Source organism: Hyphomicrobium sp. 2TAF46 (assembly GCF_052114865.1).
Classification (GTDB): Bacteria; Pseudomonadota; Alphaproteobacteria; order Rhizobiales; family Hyphomicrobiaceae; genus Hyphomicrobium_B.
Map to the genome: position 1 here is coordinate 16,459 of NZ_JBFRFO010000019.1, position 15,862 is coordinate 32,320.

16 protein-coding genes are annotated in these 15,862 nt (G+C 57.0%); 4 read left to right on the forward strand and 12 right to left on the reverse strand.

Annotated elements, in window-relative coordinates; translation table 11 throughout:
* Positions 1-9: 9 nt before the first annotated feature.
* The 5 genes from AB4Z24_RS22315 to AB4Z24_RS22335 all read right to left on the reverse strand — a co-directional run bounded on the left by AB4Z24_RS22315 (position 10) and on the right by AB4Z24_RS22335 (position 4,814).
* Positions 10-375, reverse strand: a complete 366-nt coding sequence (locus tag AB4Z24_RS22315) for a hypothetical protein (RefSeq protein ID WP_441711817.1) — start codon at positions 373-375, stop codon at positions 10-12.
* Positions 376-937: 562 nt separating this feature from the next.
* Positions 938-1,390 carry a chemotaxis protein CheW gene (locus tag AB4Z24_RS22320; RefSeq protein WP_441711819.1) on the reverse strand — a complete coding sequence of 151 codons (453 nt, stop codon included), beginning with the start codon at positions 1,388-1,390 and terminating at the stop codon, positions 938-940.
* Between the two features lie 67 nt (positions 1,391-1,457).
* Positions 1,458-3,365, reverse strand: a complete 1,908-nt coding sequence (locus AB4Z24_RS22325) for a methyl-accepting chemotaxis protein (protein WP_441711821.1) — start codon at positions 3,363-3,365, stop codon at positions 1,458-1,460.
* A gap of 226 nt (positions 3,366-3,591) precedes the next feature.
* On the reverse strand, positions 3,592-4,224 hold the full coding sequence (locus AB4Z24_RS22330; RefSeq protein WP_441711823.1) for a DedA family protein: 633 nt from the start codon (positions 4,222-4,224) through the stop codon (positions 3,592-3,594).
* Positions 4,224-4,814 (reverse strand): class I SAM-dependent methyltransferase, encoded by a 591-nt coding sequence (locus tag AB4Z24_RS22335; protein ID WP_441711825.1) that lies wholly within the window; start codon positions 4,812-4,814, stop codon positions 4,224-4,226. The genes AB4Z24_RS22330 and AB4Z24_RS22335 overlap by 1 nt, the downstream gene beginning before the upstream one ends.
* Before the next feature lie 343 nt (positions 4,815-5,157).
* On the opposite strand from AB4Z24_RS22335, the gene AB4Z24_RS22340 reads away from it, so the two are divergent.
* Positions 5,158-5,286, forward strand: coding sequence for a hypothetical protein (locus AB4Z24_RS22340; RefSeq protein ID WP_441711827.1), 129 nt, complete (start codon positions 5,158-5,160; stop codon positions 5,284-5,286).
* A gap of 326 nt (positions 5,287-5,612) precedes the next feature.
* Here AB4Z24_RS22340 and AB4Z24_RS22345 read toward each other — a convergent pair whose 3' ends face one another.
* From AB4Z24_RS22345 to AB4Z24_RS22360, 4 genes are all read right to left on the reverse strand, one after another.
* Positions 5,613-6,365: an outer membrane protein gene (locus tag AB4Z24_RS22345; RefSeq protein ID WP_441711829.1), complete on the reverse strand. Its 753-nt coding sequence runs from the start codon at positions 6,363-6,365 to the stop codon at positions 5,613-5,615.
* Between the two features lie 359 nt (positions 6,366-6,724).
* On the reverse strand, positions 6,725-8,080 hold the full coding sequence (locus tag AB4Z24_RS22350) for a sensor histidine kinase (RefSeq protein ID WP_441711831.1): 1,356 nt from the start codon (positions 8,078-8,080) through the stop codon (positions 6,725-6,727).
* The gene (locus tag AB4Z24_RS22355; protein WP_441711832.1) at positions 8,077-8,751 is read right to left on the reverse strand and encodes a response regulator transcription factor; all 675 of its coding nucleotides are present in this window, start codon (positions 8,749-8,751) and stop codon (positions 8,077-8,079) included. The genes AB4Z24_RS22350 and AB4Z24_RS22355 overlap by 4 nt, the downstream gene beginning before the upstream one ends.
* Before the next feature lie 178 nt (positions 8,752-8,929).
* Positions 8,930-9,703 (reverse strand): helix-turn-helix domain-containing protein, encoded by a 774-nt coding sequence (locus tag AB4Z24_RS22360; RefSeq protein WP_441711834.1) that lies wholly within the window; start codon positions 9,701-9,703, stop codon positions 8,930-8,932.
* Positions 9,704-9,761: 58 nt separating this feature from the next.
* Between AB4Z24_RS22360 and AB4Z24_RS22365 the strand changes: the two genes are divergently transcribed.
* The 3 genes from AB4Z24_RS22365 to AB4Z24_RS22375 all read left to right on the forward strand — a co-directional run bounded on the left by AB4Z24_RS22365 (position 9,762) and on the right by AB4Z24_RS22375 (position 12,560).
* Positions 9,762-10,754, forward strand: coding sequence for an MBL fold metallo-hydrolase (locus tag AB4Z24_RS22365; protein WP_441711836.1), 993 nt, complete (start codon positions 9,762-9,764; stop codon positions 10,752-10,754).
* An 88-nt stretch (positions 10,755-10,842) separates the two neighbouring features.
* Positions 10,843-11,094 (forward strand): hypothetical protein, encoded by a 252-nt coding sequence (locus AB4Z24_RS22370; RefSeq protein ID WP_441711838.1) that lies wholly within the window; start codon positions 10,843-10,845, stop codon positions 11,092-11,094.
* Positions 11,091-12,560 carry a sodium:solute symporter family protein gene (locus AB4Z24_RS22375; RefSeq protein WP_441711840.1) on the forward strand — a complete coding sequence of 490 codons (1,470 nt, stop codon included), beginning with the start codon at positions 11,091-11,093 and terminating at the stop codon, positions 12,558-12,560. The genes AB4Z24_RS22370 and AB4Z24_RS22375 overlap by 4 nt, the downstream gene beginning before the upstream one ends.
* A 20-nt stretch (positions 12,561-12,580) precedes the next feature.
* Here AB4Z24_RS22375 and AB4Z24_RS22380 read toward each other — a convergent pair whose 3' ends face one another.
* The 3 genes from AB4Z24_RS22380 to AB4Z24_RS22390 all read right to left on the reverse strand — a co-directional run bounded on the left by AB4Z24_RS22380 (position 12,581) and on the right by AB4Z24_RS22390 (position 15,714).
* The gene (locus AB4Z24_RS22380) at positions 12,581-13,300 is read right to left on the reverse strand and encodes a GntR family transcriptional regulator (RefSeq protein WP_441711842.1); all 720 of its coding nucleotides are present in this window, start codon (positions 13,298-13,300) and stop codon (positions 12,581-12,583) included.
* A gap of 67 nt (positions 13,301-13,367) precedes the next feature.
* Entirely contained in the window at positions 13,368-14,669 is a 1,302-nt protein-coding gene (locus AB4Z24_RS22385; protein WP_441711844.1) for a hypothetical protein, read from the reverse strand.
* Positions 14,670-14,718: 49 nt separating this feature from the next.
* Positions 14,719-15,714 (reverse strand): isopenicillin N synthase family dioxygenase, encoded by a 996-nt coding sequence (locus tag AB4Z24_RS22390; RefSeq protein WP_441711846.1) that lies wholly within the window; start codon positions 15,712-15,714, stop codon positions 14,719-14,721.
* Positions 15,715-15,862 lie beyond the last annotated feature (148 nt).

A 15,862-nucleotide genomic window follows, 5' to 3' on the forward strand; every position in this document is an offset into this window, starting at 1 on the left:
TGCTGGGTCTTATCGCGAATTGCTGGAACACTTTGGGTTACAAATGCTGCAATCGTAGCAACCAGGCCCAAGCGGCGAACATTCCGGTTGGCAAATACCGCAGGTCTTAGGATCACAGTAGGCGGCCTGAATTTTCTTTTCCGTATACTCGTTTTTGAACAATTCACGAGACAGGTCTTCAAGCGCTCGTAATGAGACCGGCGTCAGCTTGACGTCCTTCCCATGACTGAACCGAAAATGGATCTGATTGTCATGTGGTGGCTTGAGCAGCCAGCTCGGCTTGCCGGTGGCAGCGACAGAGGACCGCTTCGCGGTTTTTGATTTCACCTTGCTTTTGCGCGCCGGGGCTGATTTTGCGGCCGCTTTTCTAGCCATAGTTATGGGTTCCTATGAAGAAATAGCAGGCGACGAACCAATGCTCGTCTCGGTCTAGTCGATCTTCGAGAAGAAACCCTCTCTTAGCGGATGTTACTCCCGCATCGGAGCAAAAACAATCACTATACGGATCGATCACATTACCTGAACACCAAAAACTTTTCGTGCGGCGACCAACCACTAAGCTCGAACCCGGCTGTCATCGGCCAGCATCTGGGCTGGTCGCAGCGGAGCGTAGGGAGGATCGAATGTTGGCGGCAAGATCGCTTCCGGAGCCGGCACCCAGGCGTTTCGCAACGCCCGGCTCATCGCCACCGGTCAAGGCGTAAATCCAACGATCCGTATTCATTCCGCGCAATGCGCGATGGCTTGATTACTTCCGAAATGAGCTGCTGGCCTTTCCAATCGGCCGCGATGACGATCAGATTGACAGCATGCCGAGATAGATTTGAGATTTCGCGGCGGCAGCGTGATGATCAAGCGCTTAATTTTGCGACGATAGGCGCGCGTTAGCCGATCCGCGATGAGCTCGGCTGCTGCCTTGTGGCAGTGAGTTGTGGCCTTAGGCGGCCACCAAAGATCGCGTATCACAGATTTCGTCCAGGGACACGATGCTGATCATGCGCCCCTCCGCCGATATGACGCCTTGGACAAGTTTCTTCGCCTCATCGCAGGCAATGTCCGGCGTGTGCTGAATCTGATCGTCGGAGACGCTGAAGATCTCCGACACGGCATCGACGAGAAAGCCGATCACCTGCTCGCCGAACTCGACAACGATGATCGCGTGCCGCTGGGTTGGTACCGAAGGCGGGAAGCCGAGGCGGGTAGCGAGATCGATGATCGGCAGAACCAATCCACGCAGGTTGATCACGCCGAGCATCGCGCGCGGGGAATGCGGCACGGGCGTCGCCGGCGTCCAGCCGCGGATTTCCCGAACCTTGATGACGTCGACGCAGAATTCCTGCTGCCCAAGGCGAAATGCAATGAATTCGCGTTGTTTGTTGCTATCTAGCATGACAGGGCAAACGTCCTTTTCGTTCAGTAGGGGTCGATGCCTCGGGTTTGCTGAGGGACGAGATCGTTCAAAACTCCTCCCAACCGTCGTTTGCGCCGCCGCCAGCAACCGTCTTACGCGGACGTTCGACGCCCGGTCGCGGGGTCGCATGCTTCTGTGATGAGGCGAGGTGTGGTCTGGAACCGGCGGCGGGCGCGTGACCGCGTTGGCGGAATGCGTGCGGCGCCGCGTGCTCCAGTTGGCTCCGCAGCGAGTCGCCATCCGATGCGCCGATGCTGAACCCCGCCATCAAGTTGGCCATGGCATCGGCTTCTTTCGAGAGCGCGTGCACGGCGGCGGTGCTCTCCTCCACCATCGCGGCATTCTGCTGGGTGCCCTGGTCCATCTGCATGATAGCCGTATTGATCTGGCTGAGGCCGGTGGCCTGCTGCTCGGCCCCCGCCGCGATGCTGTTCACGAGAGTGCTGATCTCGTTGACCCGCCCGACGATGCGGCCCAGCGCATTGCCGGTCTCTCCGACGAGCTTGGCGCCGCTTTCGACCTGCTGGGAACTGGTCAAGATGAGCGCTTTGATCTCCTTCGCCGCTTCCGCTGAGCGTTGAGCCAATGCGCGGACCTCGCTCGCGACCACAGCAAAACCGCGCCCCGCGTCCCCCGCCCGCGCCGCCTCCACGCCCGCATTCAAGGCGAGCAGGTTGGTCTGGAAGGCAATCTCGTCGATCACGCCGATGATCTGGGAGACCTTGCGCGCGGAGTCTTCAATCTGGCGCATCGCGTCAATGGCCTGCTGAACGATTTGGCCGCTGTGCTCGGCTTCGCCGCGCGCCGTCCCGACCGTGTCGCTGGCCTTCCTCGAGCCGTCCGCCGTCTTCTTGACCGTGCTCGTGATTTCATTGAGGGCCGCGGTCGTTTCTTCCAGCGAGGCCGCCTGCTGCTCGGTGCGTTTCGATAGATCGTCGGATGCGCCCGCGATCTCCGCAGCCCCGGCGCGCACGGCATCGGCGTTCTGGACGATGCCCTTGAGCGTCTCCTGCATTTTGCTCATCGCCGCGTTGAAATCAGCTCTGAGCTGCTCGTATTCCTTTGAGAACGACTCGGTGACGCGGAACGTGAGGTTACCTTCCGACAACTGCCGCAGCCCGCTGCCGAGGGAATCGACCACCAGGGTTTGCTGCACCGACTTGTGTGCCCGCTCTTCTTCGGCATGGCGGCGCTCGTCCTCGATGGCGGTGACATCCGTCGCGAATTTGATGACCTTGAACGGCTTGCCGTTGGCATCGAGCAGGGGGTTGTAGGACGCCTGGATCCAGACGTCCTTGCCGCTTTTGGAGATGCGGCGGAACTTGTCGGCGACGAATTCGCCACGGTTGAGCCGGTCCCAGAATTGGCGATAGTCGGCGGATTTCGCGTAGGCCGGATCGACGAAGATGCTGTGGTGTTTGCCCACCACTTCGGCCAGTCGGTACCCGACGACCGCAAGGAAGTTTTCGTTGGCAGTGATGACCGTGCCGTCGAGATTGAATTCGATGACAGCCTGCGAGCGGCTGATGGCGGCCATCTTCGCTTCCAGTTCCCGCGTCTGCGTTTCAACGGCGGTGACATCCGTCGCGAATTTGATGACCTTGAACGGCTTGCCCTTGGCATCGAGCAGGGGGTTATAGGACGCCTGGATCCAGACGTCCTTGCCGCTTTTGGAGATGCGGCGGAATTTATCGGCGACGAATTCGCCACGGTTGAGCCGGTCCCAGAACTGGCGATAGTCGGCGGATTTCGCGTAGGCCGGGTCGACGAATATGCTGTGGTGCTTGCCGGTGATCTCGGGGAGGCCGTATCCGACGGCGGCAAGAAAATTCTCGTTGGCGGTGATGACCGTGCCGTCCAGATTGAACTCGATCACGCCCATGGAGCGCCCGAGTGCGGCGACCTTGGCCTCCAGCTCGTTAGACGCGCGGTTCGCCTTGCCGATCGTGAACATTACGTCAATCCCGTTTGCAAGCGTTTCAGGTGGCTGCGCGCCACGAACCTGCGCGCCATTTGAGATCATCCGCTTACTAACGATTAAACATTAGCGTGAGATTAACGAGCCCTTACTGCGGCGCATACTGGAGTAGGATTTCGTTAACTGACCGAGATTTGCAGAGCCCCGGTCAGAGGACTTGACTCCGCGGTGTCTGCTTCCAGGTGATCATCCGGTTTTGATCCTAAGCAGAGTCTTCGGGTGCGTTGAAGGTACGGCGGGCGCCGAACTGCAGAGCAAGAAACATGGCAACTTCCGCCGTGACAAGACCCCCGAGTATCAAGAGACCGACCGAAGCTGGATCGCGGCACGTGCCCTGCAGGGCATAGCCAAGAGCCAGCAGCGGCGTGTTCCACATCAAGGTGCCTAGCAGGGTGGCGGCCAGAAAGCTGGACGGCGGTAGCCTGAGGACACCTGCTGGAAGAGGCAAATAGAGCCGCACGCCGGGTATGACTTGGCCAACCAGAGTTACCTGAAAATGATTGTGCCGGTAGGCGTCGGTCAGTCGCTTATAGCGCGAAGGGCTGAGAAAAACGTATCGACCGAAATGCATAACAAGCGCTTCACTCCGCTTTGCGCCTAGGGTCCGGCCGAGCGCGTACCAGCAAAGCGCGCCGATCGTGGATCCGCCGGTGGCCGCTAAGATCGTCAGTAGGAGATCTTCGCCGTCCGATACCGCCGACATACCGAGAAAGAGAAACACGACATGCGAAGGGACGATCGGAATCAGCTTCTCGACGATCGCGAGAAGTGCGATCCCAACGAGACCCAAGGTCAGCAGCGCAGCGACCACTCCGGGCACTTCAATCGGGGGCATCAGGCGGAAGCGCGGCTCAACGGCTTGCGCCTGGTGATACGGTAGACGGCCGCTGGCGGAACGTTGAGAAGGGTCCGTCCGATCACCGATGCCTTCAGATCCAATCGGTCAAGAATCCGCCTCGGCACGGGACAGCGTGGGCCATAGGTAAACTGATAGAACGCACCCCCCGGGCGGAGGTAGCCGAATGCTCCAGTGAGAATGGTGATAATCTTCTTCCGGGAGAGGTTGAGAAGTGGCAGACCGCTGACGACTGCGCCGATAGATGCGTTCTCAAAGAAGCCGCTATTCGCAAGTTGCGACGCATCCATACAAAGCACCTGTGCCTTCGGGAAACGCAGTTGCAAGAGCCTTGCAAAGTCTGGGCAAGACTCGATGAGTATTAGATCTTGTTCCTTCACGCCGCGCTCCACCAGACTGGAAGTGAAGACGCCGGTGCCGGGTCCGAGTTCGATCACAGGGGCGGACGCAGCCGTGATTTCACTGGTCATGAGGGCGGCCAGCGCCGCTCCCGAGGGGGCGATTGCACCTATGCGACCTGGATTGGCGGTCCAAGAGCGAAAGAACGACAGCCTGTCAGACGCCCACATGCCGATCCCCCAAGATTTGGACATGCCTTGACGCGAAAGAGATGCCTAGAACCAGAAGGCAGGTGCATCGCAACGGCATTACGTGGTTCCGAAGCCCGGCATCGTCTCGTCGGGACCGGGTCGGGACTGCGCACTGGAAAGACATGCTGCGACTCTCATTCTAGAAATTTTCAGTTGCCGATAATCATCGGCACCCGCGCAATGTTGCGGGCCGAAATTGCGTGAACATTACGAACGGCTATCGGGAAAAAAACTTTTGAATTTGTCGAACAGTCAACTTACGACCGCACATTACGACGGTCGCTGTGGATCCGAGCGATCGTCGTACGGAGACGCTACGGCCTTGCTTTCATCGTTCGCTGGCGTCTACGCGGACAAGCTCATCCTGAAACGCGCCTCCACCCGTCCGATCGACAACTGCTGCGTGGCCGTTGTGCGGCCGCACGATCTCCTGCACGAGATTGAGACCTAGCCCTGCCCCTCGATCGAGCTGTGCAGTGGCATGGCTCGCCCTCCGGCTCGAACGACATTTCATAGCCGGCCGCAATTGGCGCTTGGAGAGAGAGCAAGCGGCGCGCGAAGAATATCCGGACCAGTTAATTGTCGTTCGGCCACACGAGCTAAAATTGATCGGAGATCTAACGCACTAGCGTTCGCGGCCATTCACTTTGCGAGCGTGATTGCTCCGAAATGGCTCTATGCGTTCTACAAACTGGAGCCAAGAAGCCAAGAGCAGCCCCTCGCGCCACCACGAACGCGAAGGGCCGTCGGACGGGACGGGTTCTGTCCAAACACGCGTCAGAAACGATAATTCAAACCAGTGCGAAGAAGGTCTCCCGCGGTCGAATATTTGTCGGTGAGTGAGAATGGCTTTGCGAGCCCTCCTTCGAGATCAACCGACTTCGTACCGAGATCATAATGCAGCCATTCTCCGCGCCATGTCCAATGAGAGCACAGCGCGTATTCAACGCCAGCGCCAGCGGCCCAGCCGGTTTGCATGCCGTTCTGAGACCCACCCCAGATCGTTTGCGGCGGCGTCTGATTGCTCAACACGTCATGGGAATAGCCCGTTTTGCCGTAAGCGAGGCCGCCCGTACCGTAAACAAGGATATTGTTCGAAGCGAAACCGAGGCGACCGCGAACGGTCCCGAGGTAGTCAAGTTCCTGCTTGTACGCGCCTTGGACGTTATGGAAAAAGCTACCCTGGTTGGAAACCGAGCTATCCGTATATGCGATATCCGCTTCCACACCGGCAACTAGATTAACGCCACTCGTCGAAGGGAAGACCCAGTTGTATCCCAACTGACCACCGGCAGTCACACCGTCACGTTCGAGCTTCCTGGATGATGGAATGGTCCCGGCCGCGATGTTAGCTTCAGTGACGAAGTCGTTGCCCGTGGTCTTCTCACGGTCGTCACGAGACCAGCCGTATCCGACGTTTCCGCCAGCGTAGAACCCTTCCCAACTTGTGATGGAGCCAAGTTCGTCGGCAAAGGCAGGCGCGGCGAAAGAGCCGATCACTGCAAGCCCCGCTACGATACTTCGTATCATACATCCCCCCAAGCGGCTTCGTTGTTGCGTCGATGAATTTAAGACGTGCGCGGACTTTCACTCGCTGATGAGGAAAGTAAAATGGGACTGTTTCCCGGGGGCCGAACCCTTAAGTTCCCAAATGCCTGATGCGTTGCCCTGTGTTGCAAGCAATCTCTAGGCCGATCGGCCGATCTGCCGAGGCTTAGCCGGGAATATCGTGCCGGCTCTCGACCGCATCACTCATGCCGATTTCCGATGCAGAACCTCGAAGCGTTCGAGGCCATGAAAAAGGGCTAGCCGCTCTTTGGGATTGACTGAGGCTCGTGGGGTCTGTCTGCATAGCCATTTTGGCTTTGCTTTCATCGTTCGCTGGGCGTCTACGCGGACAAGCTCATTCTGAAATACGCGCCTCCGCCTGTCCGGTCGACAACTGCTACGTGGCCGTTGTGCCGCCGCACGATCTCCTGCACGAGATTGAGACCTAGCCCTGCCCCTCGATCGAGCTGTTGCACTCGATTGAACGGTTCGAAGATCCGTTCACGATGTTCGATCGGAATTCCTGGCCCTTCGTCCATGACGGCGAATGTGCTGGGACTTTCGACGCGGATGGTGATCATACCGCGCCGGCCGCCATGCTGGATCGCGTTCTGCACGAGATTCGTCAATGCGCGCTCGAGTGACACTGGATCTCCCATAACGATGGCATGCTCGACCTCCGGCTCGAACGACATCTCATAGCCGGCCGCGATGGCCAGCGGAGCGAGATCGGCAGCAACGCGCCGCCCAAGCGCGACAAGATCGATGGAAACGAACTCGCAGGAATGCTGATCCAATCGTTGAATATCGAGGAGTTGTTCTGCGAGGATCGACAAACGTGCGACGTCCTCCAGGAGGCGGATCTTGTCGGCCCCTTGCGGGAGCGATTCCAATCTCGTCTGCAGAATTGCGATTGGCGTACGAAGCTCGTGTGCCGCGTCCCCGAGAAAGCGCTTATGACGTTCGTAGCCCTCATCGAGGCGCCCGAGCGCATCATTGACGGCCTTCACCAAAGGACCCACTTCGGCGGGGACAGTCTCGATGGTCAGTCGAGTTCCTCGCTTCCCGATGTCGATCCTCTCAGCTTCGGCCGCAACCTTGCCTAAGCCGGCCAATGCTCGACGGACGACGACGGGCGTCGCAAATAAGGTCGCCAAAGTCGTGACCACGAGGCCCGGGAGAACCCAGGTCAGAAATAGCATAGATGTGGCAACGATGACCTGGCGGAGCGGCACGGTTCCGCCCGGACCGGTTACGATCTGGATTTTGCCCTCGGTCGAGTCGACCCATTTGACGCGCGCCGTCGGCCGCGCAGGGTCTCCCATATTCCACCCGAGCCTGGCCTGGCCGATGTCGTCGAGCGCGGCTCCGATCCGAGCGTATTCGGGGGGTACCACACCTTCCGTTAAGCGGCGCCCTTTCTTGTCCCTCACAATGAACCAAATATCGGGAATATCCGACCGCAGCGTCCTCATGGCTGACGTAGCGCGCAGCGCTAGTGCACCCTCCGGATCACTCACCACCGCCTCTTGCACAGCGCTTATGACGTCGTCCTCGGACTCGAGGGAAACGAACGCCCCGGTCACCCATAGCACGCTTACGGCCAACAGGACGAACAGAGTCACCATGGCCGCCTGTAGAAACACCAATTGTCTCACCAGGCGCCATTTAAGAGATATCAGGCGGGGTTTGATCACGGCGCGGGCTTCAGGAGATACCCGACACCTCGGATGCTATGGATCTCGATGCAAGCGTCGACATCGGCAAGCTTGCGGCGAAGACGCGACACGTGAGTGTCCAGAGCGTTCGATTGGATCTCGTCGTCGATGCCGTATACGGCCTCCTCGAGCGACGATCGCTGAACGGTACGTCCAGCGCGCCGCAACAGGGCCTCCAGCACAAGAAGCTCGCGTCTCGGTAGGTCCAGGGGTATTCCGTCGATGCAGGCTTCGCGATGGCTGAAGTCGAACGAAAGGCGGCCGACCCGCACGAGGTTTGACGCCAAGGACGTAGGTCGGCGAAGTACTGCGCGTAACCGCGCGAGCAATTCTTCAACGGCGAATGGCTTGGCGATGTAATCGTCAGCTCCACTATCAAGACCCGCGACCCGGTCGGGTAGATCCCCGCGCGCGGTCAAGACGATAATTGGAATGCCGGCTTCTTTGGCGCGAAGCTTCGGGATGAGTTTCAATCCATCGCCGTCCGGCAGTTGACGATCGAGCAGTATGGCCACAGGGACGTTTCCCGCGACAGCTTCCTCCGCCTCGGCAAGCGTCGGCACGTGGTCGACCACAATGTCGTATTTCTTCAGCGCGGCCCGAAGAGCCACCGCCATTTCTTGTTCGTCCTCCACAAGTAGGACACGCATGAACCGACCTTCCGCTGCCGTATGCTTGAATTCCCCTCTACGGCCCCGAGATTGCGGCAACATTGCGCTGGAGGATCCTCATCCATATGAATGGCCGCGTCCACGATCCCGAGCTCGGCCGCTTTATGTCGCCCGACATCGCGATCCAGGACATTTCCAAACTGCAGGTGTTCGGTGCCTACTTTCGTAGTTGCAGGAGCGTCGGCGATGCAGGCGCTCCGAAGGCCTTGCGAAAGTGATGCGCGAAATGCGCTTGATCGTAGAAGCCCGTCGCCTGGGCGGCGGACGTCAAGTTGGCGCCTTTTGAGACTTCCCGTATAGCGGCGCGCAGTCGGTGCCAGCAACGATAGCGCTGATAAGATACCCCGACCTCGCGAGCGAACACGTGCTGGAATCGTGACGTCGACAATCCAACGCTGCGCGCAATATCGTCAATTGGCCTCGGATCATCGTACCTGCGGCTAACCCTTTGGATAACGCGGGTGATACGCGCATCGAACTCGCGAACGGCTCGCGGTTTCGCGAACGAGATCAAACTGTCCATCGCCTCGCTTGCCCAAGACATTGCCGACTTATCTTCATAGAGTTCGCGCAGCAGCGGCGTCCCGTTTCCTTTGCCGACGGAGCAACCCGCAACGTCGTCCGCGCTTCTGATCAGCGGTCGCAATGCATCGACCCCGGCCATGCTCGGCTCAAGGTAAAGTACTGCGAGAGGATTTCCCCCGATATCGAGGGCATACGTCATGCCCGCCGGAATGACTGCAGCACGACAGATGCTCCAGGGCCTGTTCTCGATACGCAAACGAAATGGTTCATAGAGCCCGGCGATATAAACCGGCACACTATGTTGGTGCGCGGCATTGAAAGAGAGCGGGCCTGCAAACAAGGCCCAGCCCTCGTCGACATTCCAAATGGGCTTGAGAGTTTTGGCGGAGGCAGCGGGATCGTACAAGCGCGAGCTCCCAACTAAATGCTAACTTCCCAACGTTGTCTGAATTCTTGGAGTTCACATGACGTCGATGAATAGTGCACCAAGCCGTCGCCACATTCTAGCCGCCGGATCCGCTGCGGCGGCGTCGCAATTTTTGGGAAGATCTCCACCCGCAAGCGCGAAAGCTTCCAAACTTGGACCCTTCCAACAGAAGTCATGGCGTGTGAAATTTGGCGCCTTCGAACTGACAACGATTGAGGATTCTGAAGCATTCATCGACGGCCCTTACCCGCTCATCGGTCGCAACGGCAGTGAACAAGAGGTTCGGCAGTTGATGCGGGACAATTTTCTTCCGGAAACCCGGTATCAGCCCGGCTTCTCACCGACCATCATCAACACCGGGAACGAGATCATCCTGTTTGACACGGGCAACGGCTCCAACGGCTTCGTTCCAAGACCGCAAGGTGGCTGGCTCGCCGCGCAATTGGGACCCGCCGGCTTCAAGCCGGAGGAAATCGACATTGTTGTCCTCAGCCACGGCCACCCCGATCATATCGGCGGTGTCATCGAGAACGGCGCGCCGCTATTCCCCAATGCGCGGTACGTCATCTCCCAAGTCGAACATGATTTTTGGACACCGGAGGGCAAGCTCTCTGGTGGTCTGGAGAAGTTCGCCGAGGTTTACCGCGCCAACTCAAAACCCGTCGCCGAGAAAATTAGCTTCCTGAAGCCCGGCGATGATGTTGTGCCAGGGATCCACGCCATCGAAGCCTATGGACACACCCCCGGCCATCTCATGTTCTTGATTGAAAGCGAAGGGCACCAGATCCTGTTTTGGGGCGACTGTGCGCACCATCACGTAGCGTCATTGGCCCGGCCGGATTGGCTTTGCGTGTTCGATACAGATCAAGAAATGGCAGCCGCGACACGCAAGCGCGTATTCGACATGGTCGTCACTGACCGATTGTGTGTCATTGGTTATCACATGCCGTTTCCGTCGATCGGCTACCTAGAGCGGCTGCCGTCCAGCGGTTATCGCTGGGTCCCCCATAGCTTCCAGCTCTACCTCTGAACTTTCTGCACCTTTTTCCCTGTCGCTCAAATCACCGTGTGGCAGCAACAGACAATGCCAGATTAGGTTCAAGGAGTATTTGCGGCGCATGGAAGAGGGGGAGCAGGAAAGCCCAGGCTATCAGGATTCCAAATTGCCTTCGTGGATCCGGCTGTGGTTCATCGTCGATGCAGTCGTCGCGATGGCGCCACCCGTGTATTGGCTTTTTGCCGAACCAGCCGCATTCATCACCGGCATCCCGAATGGGCTGATCTACTTTCTTCTCGTTGGCTCGATCATCTGCGCCAGCATCATTGCGGCATACTTCGCTGAAGCACCCGCGACCGGCCGCGTCCTATGATCATAACGTTTGGCGCTGTCACCATTTTCTTTCTGGTGATTGTCACCATCCTCCACTTTAGCCAGATGGGCGACAAGACCTTTGCCAACTATGCCGTAGGCAATCGTTCATTCGATGCCCGCTACCAGGCAATGTCGTTCCTGAATACTTGGTACCCCGGCGCAATATTTACTGCGTTCGGCGGCATGGCCGCATCGTCTGGGATCATTTCGTTCTACCTCCTATCATACAGCTTGCTCACCGTGGTCCTGATGTACCTTATAGCCAAGCCTGTTTGGGTTTGGGGTAAGGTGTTCGATCTGCGTACGCAGGCGGATCTCTTTGCACTCCGTTATAATTCCCGTCACATCCGCACGATCGCGGCTGTAATTGGAATTGTGTCCGGATTTCCGTGGCTCGTTCTGGGGATGCTCTCGCTCGGAGTGCTTTTTCACTATTTATCGCTTGGCACCTTGTCGCTTTCCTCGGCAGTCCTCGTCGGCATCGGCGTCATTACCTTGAGACAGATTTGGACGATCCGGCTTGGCATGCGCGGCGTTGTCATTTCGGATTTCTTCCAGGGCGTGGTGGCGTATGGGGCGGGGACGATTCTCCTTGTCGGGCTTATCGCGTGGCTGGTGCTGGACAGAGGCATAACCTTCGCATCGCTCGATCCTGGCATGCTGATGCTGCCCGGTCTTGGTTCCGAAGAAGGTGGGCTCTATCTCTTCAGCCTGATCTTGACCGGCAGCATTGGCGGTTGGTGCTGGCCGGCCATCTTCGTTCGCCTCTTTACCGCCGACGGCGTGCACAGCCTGAAGAAGTCGGCCGCGATAGCCGTTCCGATTTCACTTCTCTTTGCGTCCTCCCTCCTAATCTTCGCCATGCTCGGATCGAAAATACCGTCGGTGAGCGCGCACCCGAGCGATGTTTGGTTCATCGTCAGCCAGGAAGCCGGCGGCCTGTGGCTGCTTGGTCTGGCCGGTGTCGTCGTTCTCGCGGCGTCAATGGGAAATATCGACGGTCACATCCAAGCGACCGGCACGCAGCTCGCCAATGATCTCGCCGGTAACTATCTGAGCATGAGTCAGAGCCAGCTTATCCTTGTGGCAAAACTTGGCATGGCTCTTCTAACGTTGTTGGCCGCTTGGCTTTCGTGCCTAGAACTTCCGGCTCTGGTGTCGATCGCAATTCTTGCCTACCAAGGCGTCGTCCAACTTGCAGTCCCGCAGTTCCTAGGAATCTTCTGGAGGCGTGGAACCAAGCAAGGCGCGATTGCCGGTATGGTCGCCGGCTTTTTGGTTGTGCTCCTGCTTGAGTTTCTTTCCCCAAAGTCACTCCACTGGGCCTATGGTCTGACGTCGGGGGTAATTGCGTTGGCCGTAAACGCTGCGATCTACGTCGGCGCCGCCTACCTCTTTCCCATGCAGCACGAAGAGCGCCAACGCGTCGATGCGCTCTTCATGCGAATCGGAAAACATTTTTAGAGAAGTGTTTGAAAATCCGCTCAGGCGCCTTCGGACGCGCAATACAGCAAATCTTCTCTCATTGCGCACCACGCAACTCGCCATTCCAGCGGCGCTCCATCGAGACGAAGGAGCAGCCGATCAAGACACATAACGCGGTCACTGGGCTTTACGCCAAGTGCGCGCGCCGATTCGCGGGGTGGCTTAACAATTTTGACAGTTTCGCTCATCTGCCCCAAAGCAAGACCACAGAAATGCGCAAGCTCGATCGTCGTCATCAAACGGAGCTTGTCGTCGTCTAAGTCTTGAGGGAATGCATGACTGGGAGTTATAGAGATCTCAAATTTGACTGGAACGCCCGTATCATCCTCACAAAGTCTCTTGGCGCAAAAAATCTCGTTGTTCGCCTGCATCCCCAATTTGCGTTGTTCTTCCGCCGATGCATCGCGTCGATCCACAGTGCACTGCTTAATATCGAATTGAGCGCGGCGGCCGTCCGCGTAGTGAATCCGCTCATACTTGTCGTAGATGTCATCTACGTTTTTCAGAAAGGTACCTATCCCCTTTCGGCGAACAATTACTCCTTTCTCGTCAAGGAGCTCAAATGCTCTCCGCGCCGTACCAATACTCACACCCAATTCGTCGGCAATTTCCGCCTCATTCGGCAGTTGAGAACCAGGAACCCATTCCCGCTCCGCAATCCGGCCCAAGAGTATTTCATGAACTTGCATATATAACGGTTTTGCGACGATTTTATCCACGCGTATATCCACAACAATTATCCCCTTGAGCATAAATTTATTGTTTCTATATGGTTAACCTAACATTTTATGCCCGTGGTCCGCAACCTTGCGCGGCCGATATTTGCGACGGGGGCGCTTGCAAAAACTCTCCCGGCGACAGCAATCTTCCTGATACACAAATTAGCCCTGATGGGAACACAAACACGTCGCCTGAACGTGATGCATCGAGGAATGCTTCGACCGTTTTGGAGGTCAGTCCCGTTGCGCCTTTTCGAATTGCAGTTGCGGAGATTTGATCCGTTCGAATAACGGGGAACGGGCAAATTCGGCCGCACTCGTCAAATATGTTGCGCACCCACATTCCTCCGGGGTCAGACCCGTGTATGCCATGAACAATCCCGGTGGGATGCATGCGCCGGATGAAACCTATAATCCCGAAAAATCCTCGTGCTTCGTAAAGTTGCGGTAAATCTAATACCTCCACATGATCGGATAGGTTGGCGTCGGCGATCGCCGCCCGCAACAGCTCTCGTCGGATCTCGTATTCGTAAAACTGATTGCCGGTTGGAAAGTAGTTTTTCCCAGGATCAGAAAGCGGGGTGCACGCGTATGTTCGCATCCCATCTTGCATCGATACCTTGAGCTCACCTCGATCGATCGCTGTCCGATGGAGCTTTGGAATCGTCGTCGCATGGACGTAGACGCGTTCAAGTTTTCTCGCCTCGATCGCGGCCTTTAGTATATGCAGATGCGTTTTATGAATCGGATTGAACGAGCCAACGAATATTCCGATGCCCCCTTTGGGGTACCATCGCGCTCGAAGATCCGAGAGCGCGCTCGTCATCAAATGACTTATATAAATCGCCGCTGCTGCTATGCTTATCACTATGGCGATCTGGGAGGACAGACATGCACCCACGGTGACCCAGAGGCCCATTGAGCACCCGAGAATGGCGTTACTGATCCGCTCGCCGTAACCTCGATAAGCAGCAACCGTCATCAAGGTCTGAATCCCGGCCCAAGCCGTCGTCAGCAAAATCATAAACGCCGCGAATTGCGTGGTCTGCTGCGGCGTGTATGTGGCGACGAAAGCCAGTAGGTTGAATGGGCAATAATAAAGGAGTCTGAGTACCCGCGCAGGCGTGACGAGGCCCAGTTGCAGATTAATCTCGTCTTCCCACACAACAGTCTGCTTCACATATGCGGGCAGCAACCACACCCACAAGCCCATCGCGATGCCTACCGACACTACATTTGGGAGAGTCAATGGCGAAGCGTAGAGAAGCGCCAGCAACGCACCGGCACCGACGAGCGAGAAGATATTCGTCTTGTGGAGCCCGAACCTGGGAATTTTTGCAGGCGCATAATTCGACCTTTTTGCCGTCATCAGGACACCTAGCAGCAAAAGAAGACGCGTCTGTTTTCAAATAATGGCCTCAGCGAATCTGACAATTGGGGTAGATGCCCTTGTATTTATCGAAGGCATAGGGCCCGTACTTAAGCGGTTCTTGGGTCTCGTCTTGAGAACCGTGGTCGCCTCGAACCGGAACGATGATCGTGTCGAAATCGGGTTGAAAGAAAAATGGGAGCGATACCCGGGCGCGATCTGTAAGGACACGGTGCCGCGTCGCGACGTAGAGATTGCTTGTCCAGTACTGCAACATGTCGCCGATATTACAGACGTAGGCATTCGGAATCGTCGGCGCATCAAACCAGTTTCCCCGCCGGTCGCACACCTGCAAGCCTGGACTATTGGCCAGGAGTATCGTCAGGCAACCGTAGTCCGTATGCGCACCGCAGTTATAGTCGCCACGCTCGATTGCAGCGATTGGCCCCGTCTGTGGATTCTGCTCCGCGAGCCGGCGCAATTGCTCCGGCTCCGGATAGTTCGTCGTGCGAAATTGCCAGAAGGAGCGACCATGAAATGCCTGGTAAAAATAGTCGTCCGGAAGCGACAGGCTTATAGCCATGGCGCGCATAAGATCGAATCCGAGTTCAATCATGTCTGCTACATAGGTTGATATTGCCGCTCTATATCCAGGAATGTCGGGCCATAGATTTGGACCATGCATCGGCTTGCCGGCCAGAACATCCGGATGAGAATCGTCAAAATCGACGCTGAATTCCATGAGCTCGTACGAATTGCGCTTCCCATCCGCAAGCTCCGAAAGCACGGGGGCGTAGCCCCGAAAACACCGGCTCCGCCGCTCCATAGACAACTTCATCTTTTCCTCTAACGGCAACGCAAAGAACTCCGTCGCGCTTTTGAAAACATTATCTATTCGCTCTCTGCTTATCCCGTGCCCGCGAACATAAAAGAAGCCGATATCGCGGCAGGCATCACCAATCTCGCGCGCTATGCGCTTTGTGCCCTCAGCATTCCCCGAACGGAGAGCGGCAATGTCTATAACGGGTATTGCATCCGAAATCATCACATTCTCCATCTAAATGGGGCTCGGCAATTCAAATATCTATATATTAGATATTGGATATTTGAATGGATATTACCAAGCGCAATATTGGTGATGTTTTATATTGACCATCATCGATACTCTTGTCTATAGAACTGGGCGCGGCACC

Coding starts and splice junctions, on each gene's coding strand:
- AB4Z24_RS22390 (WP_441711846.1), bottom strand. CDS start 15,714: ATGATTTCGGATGCAATACCCGTTATAGACATTGCCGCTCTCCGTTCG.
- AB4Z24_RS22335 (WP_441711825.1), bottom strand. CDS start 4,814: ATGTGGGCGTCTGACAGGCTGTCGTTCTTTCGCTCTTGGACCGCCAAT.
- AB4Z24_RS22325 (WP_441711821.1), bottom strand. CDS start 3,365: ATGTTCACGATCGGCAAGGCGAACCGCGCGTCTAACGAGCTGGAGGCC.
- AB4Z24_RS22365 (WP_441711836.1), top strand. CDS start 9,762: ATGACGTCGATGAATAGTGCACCAAGCCGTCGCCACATTCTAGCCGCC.
- AB4Z24_RS22355 (WP_441711832.1), bottom strand. CDS start 8,751: ATGCGTGTCCTACTTGTGGAGGACGAACAAGAAATGGCGGTGGCTCTT.
- AB4Z24_RS22330 (WP_441711823.1), bottom strand. CDS start 4,224: ATGCCCCCGATTGAAGTGCCCGGAGTGGTCGCTGCGCTGCTGACCTTG.
- AB4Z24_RS22385 (WP_441711844.1), bottom strand. CDS start 14,669: ATGACGGCAAAAAGGTCGAATTATGCGCCTGCAAAAATTCCCAGGTTC.
- AB4Z24_RS22320 (WP_441711819.1), bottom strand. CDS start 1,390: ATGCTAGATAGCAACAAACAACGCGAATTCATTGCATTTCGCCTTGGG.
- AB4Z24_RS22375 (WP_441711840.1), top strand. CDS start 11,091: ATGATCATAACGTTTGGCGCTGTCACCATTTTCTTTCTGGTGATTGTC.
- AB4Z24_RS22315 (WP_441711817.1), bottom strand. CDS start 375: ATGGCTAGAAAAGCGGCCGCAAAATCAGCCCCGGCGCGCAAAAGCAAG.
- AB4Z24_RS22345 (WP_441711829.1), bottom strand. CDS start 6,365: ATGATACGAAGTATCGTAGCGGGGCTTGCAGTGATCGGCTCTTTCGCC.
- AB4Z24_RS22370 (WP_441711838.1), top strand. CDS start 10,843: ATGGAAGAGGGGGAGCAGGAAAGCCCAGGCTATCAGGATTCCAAATTG.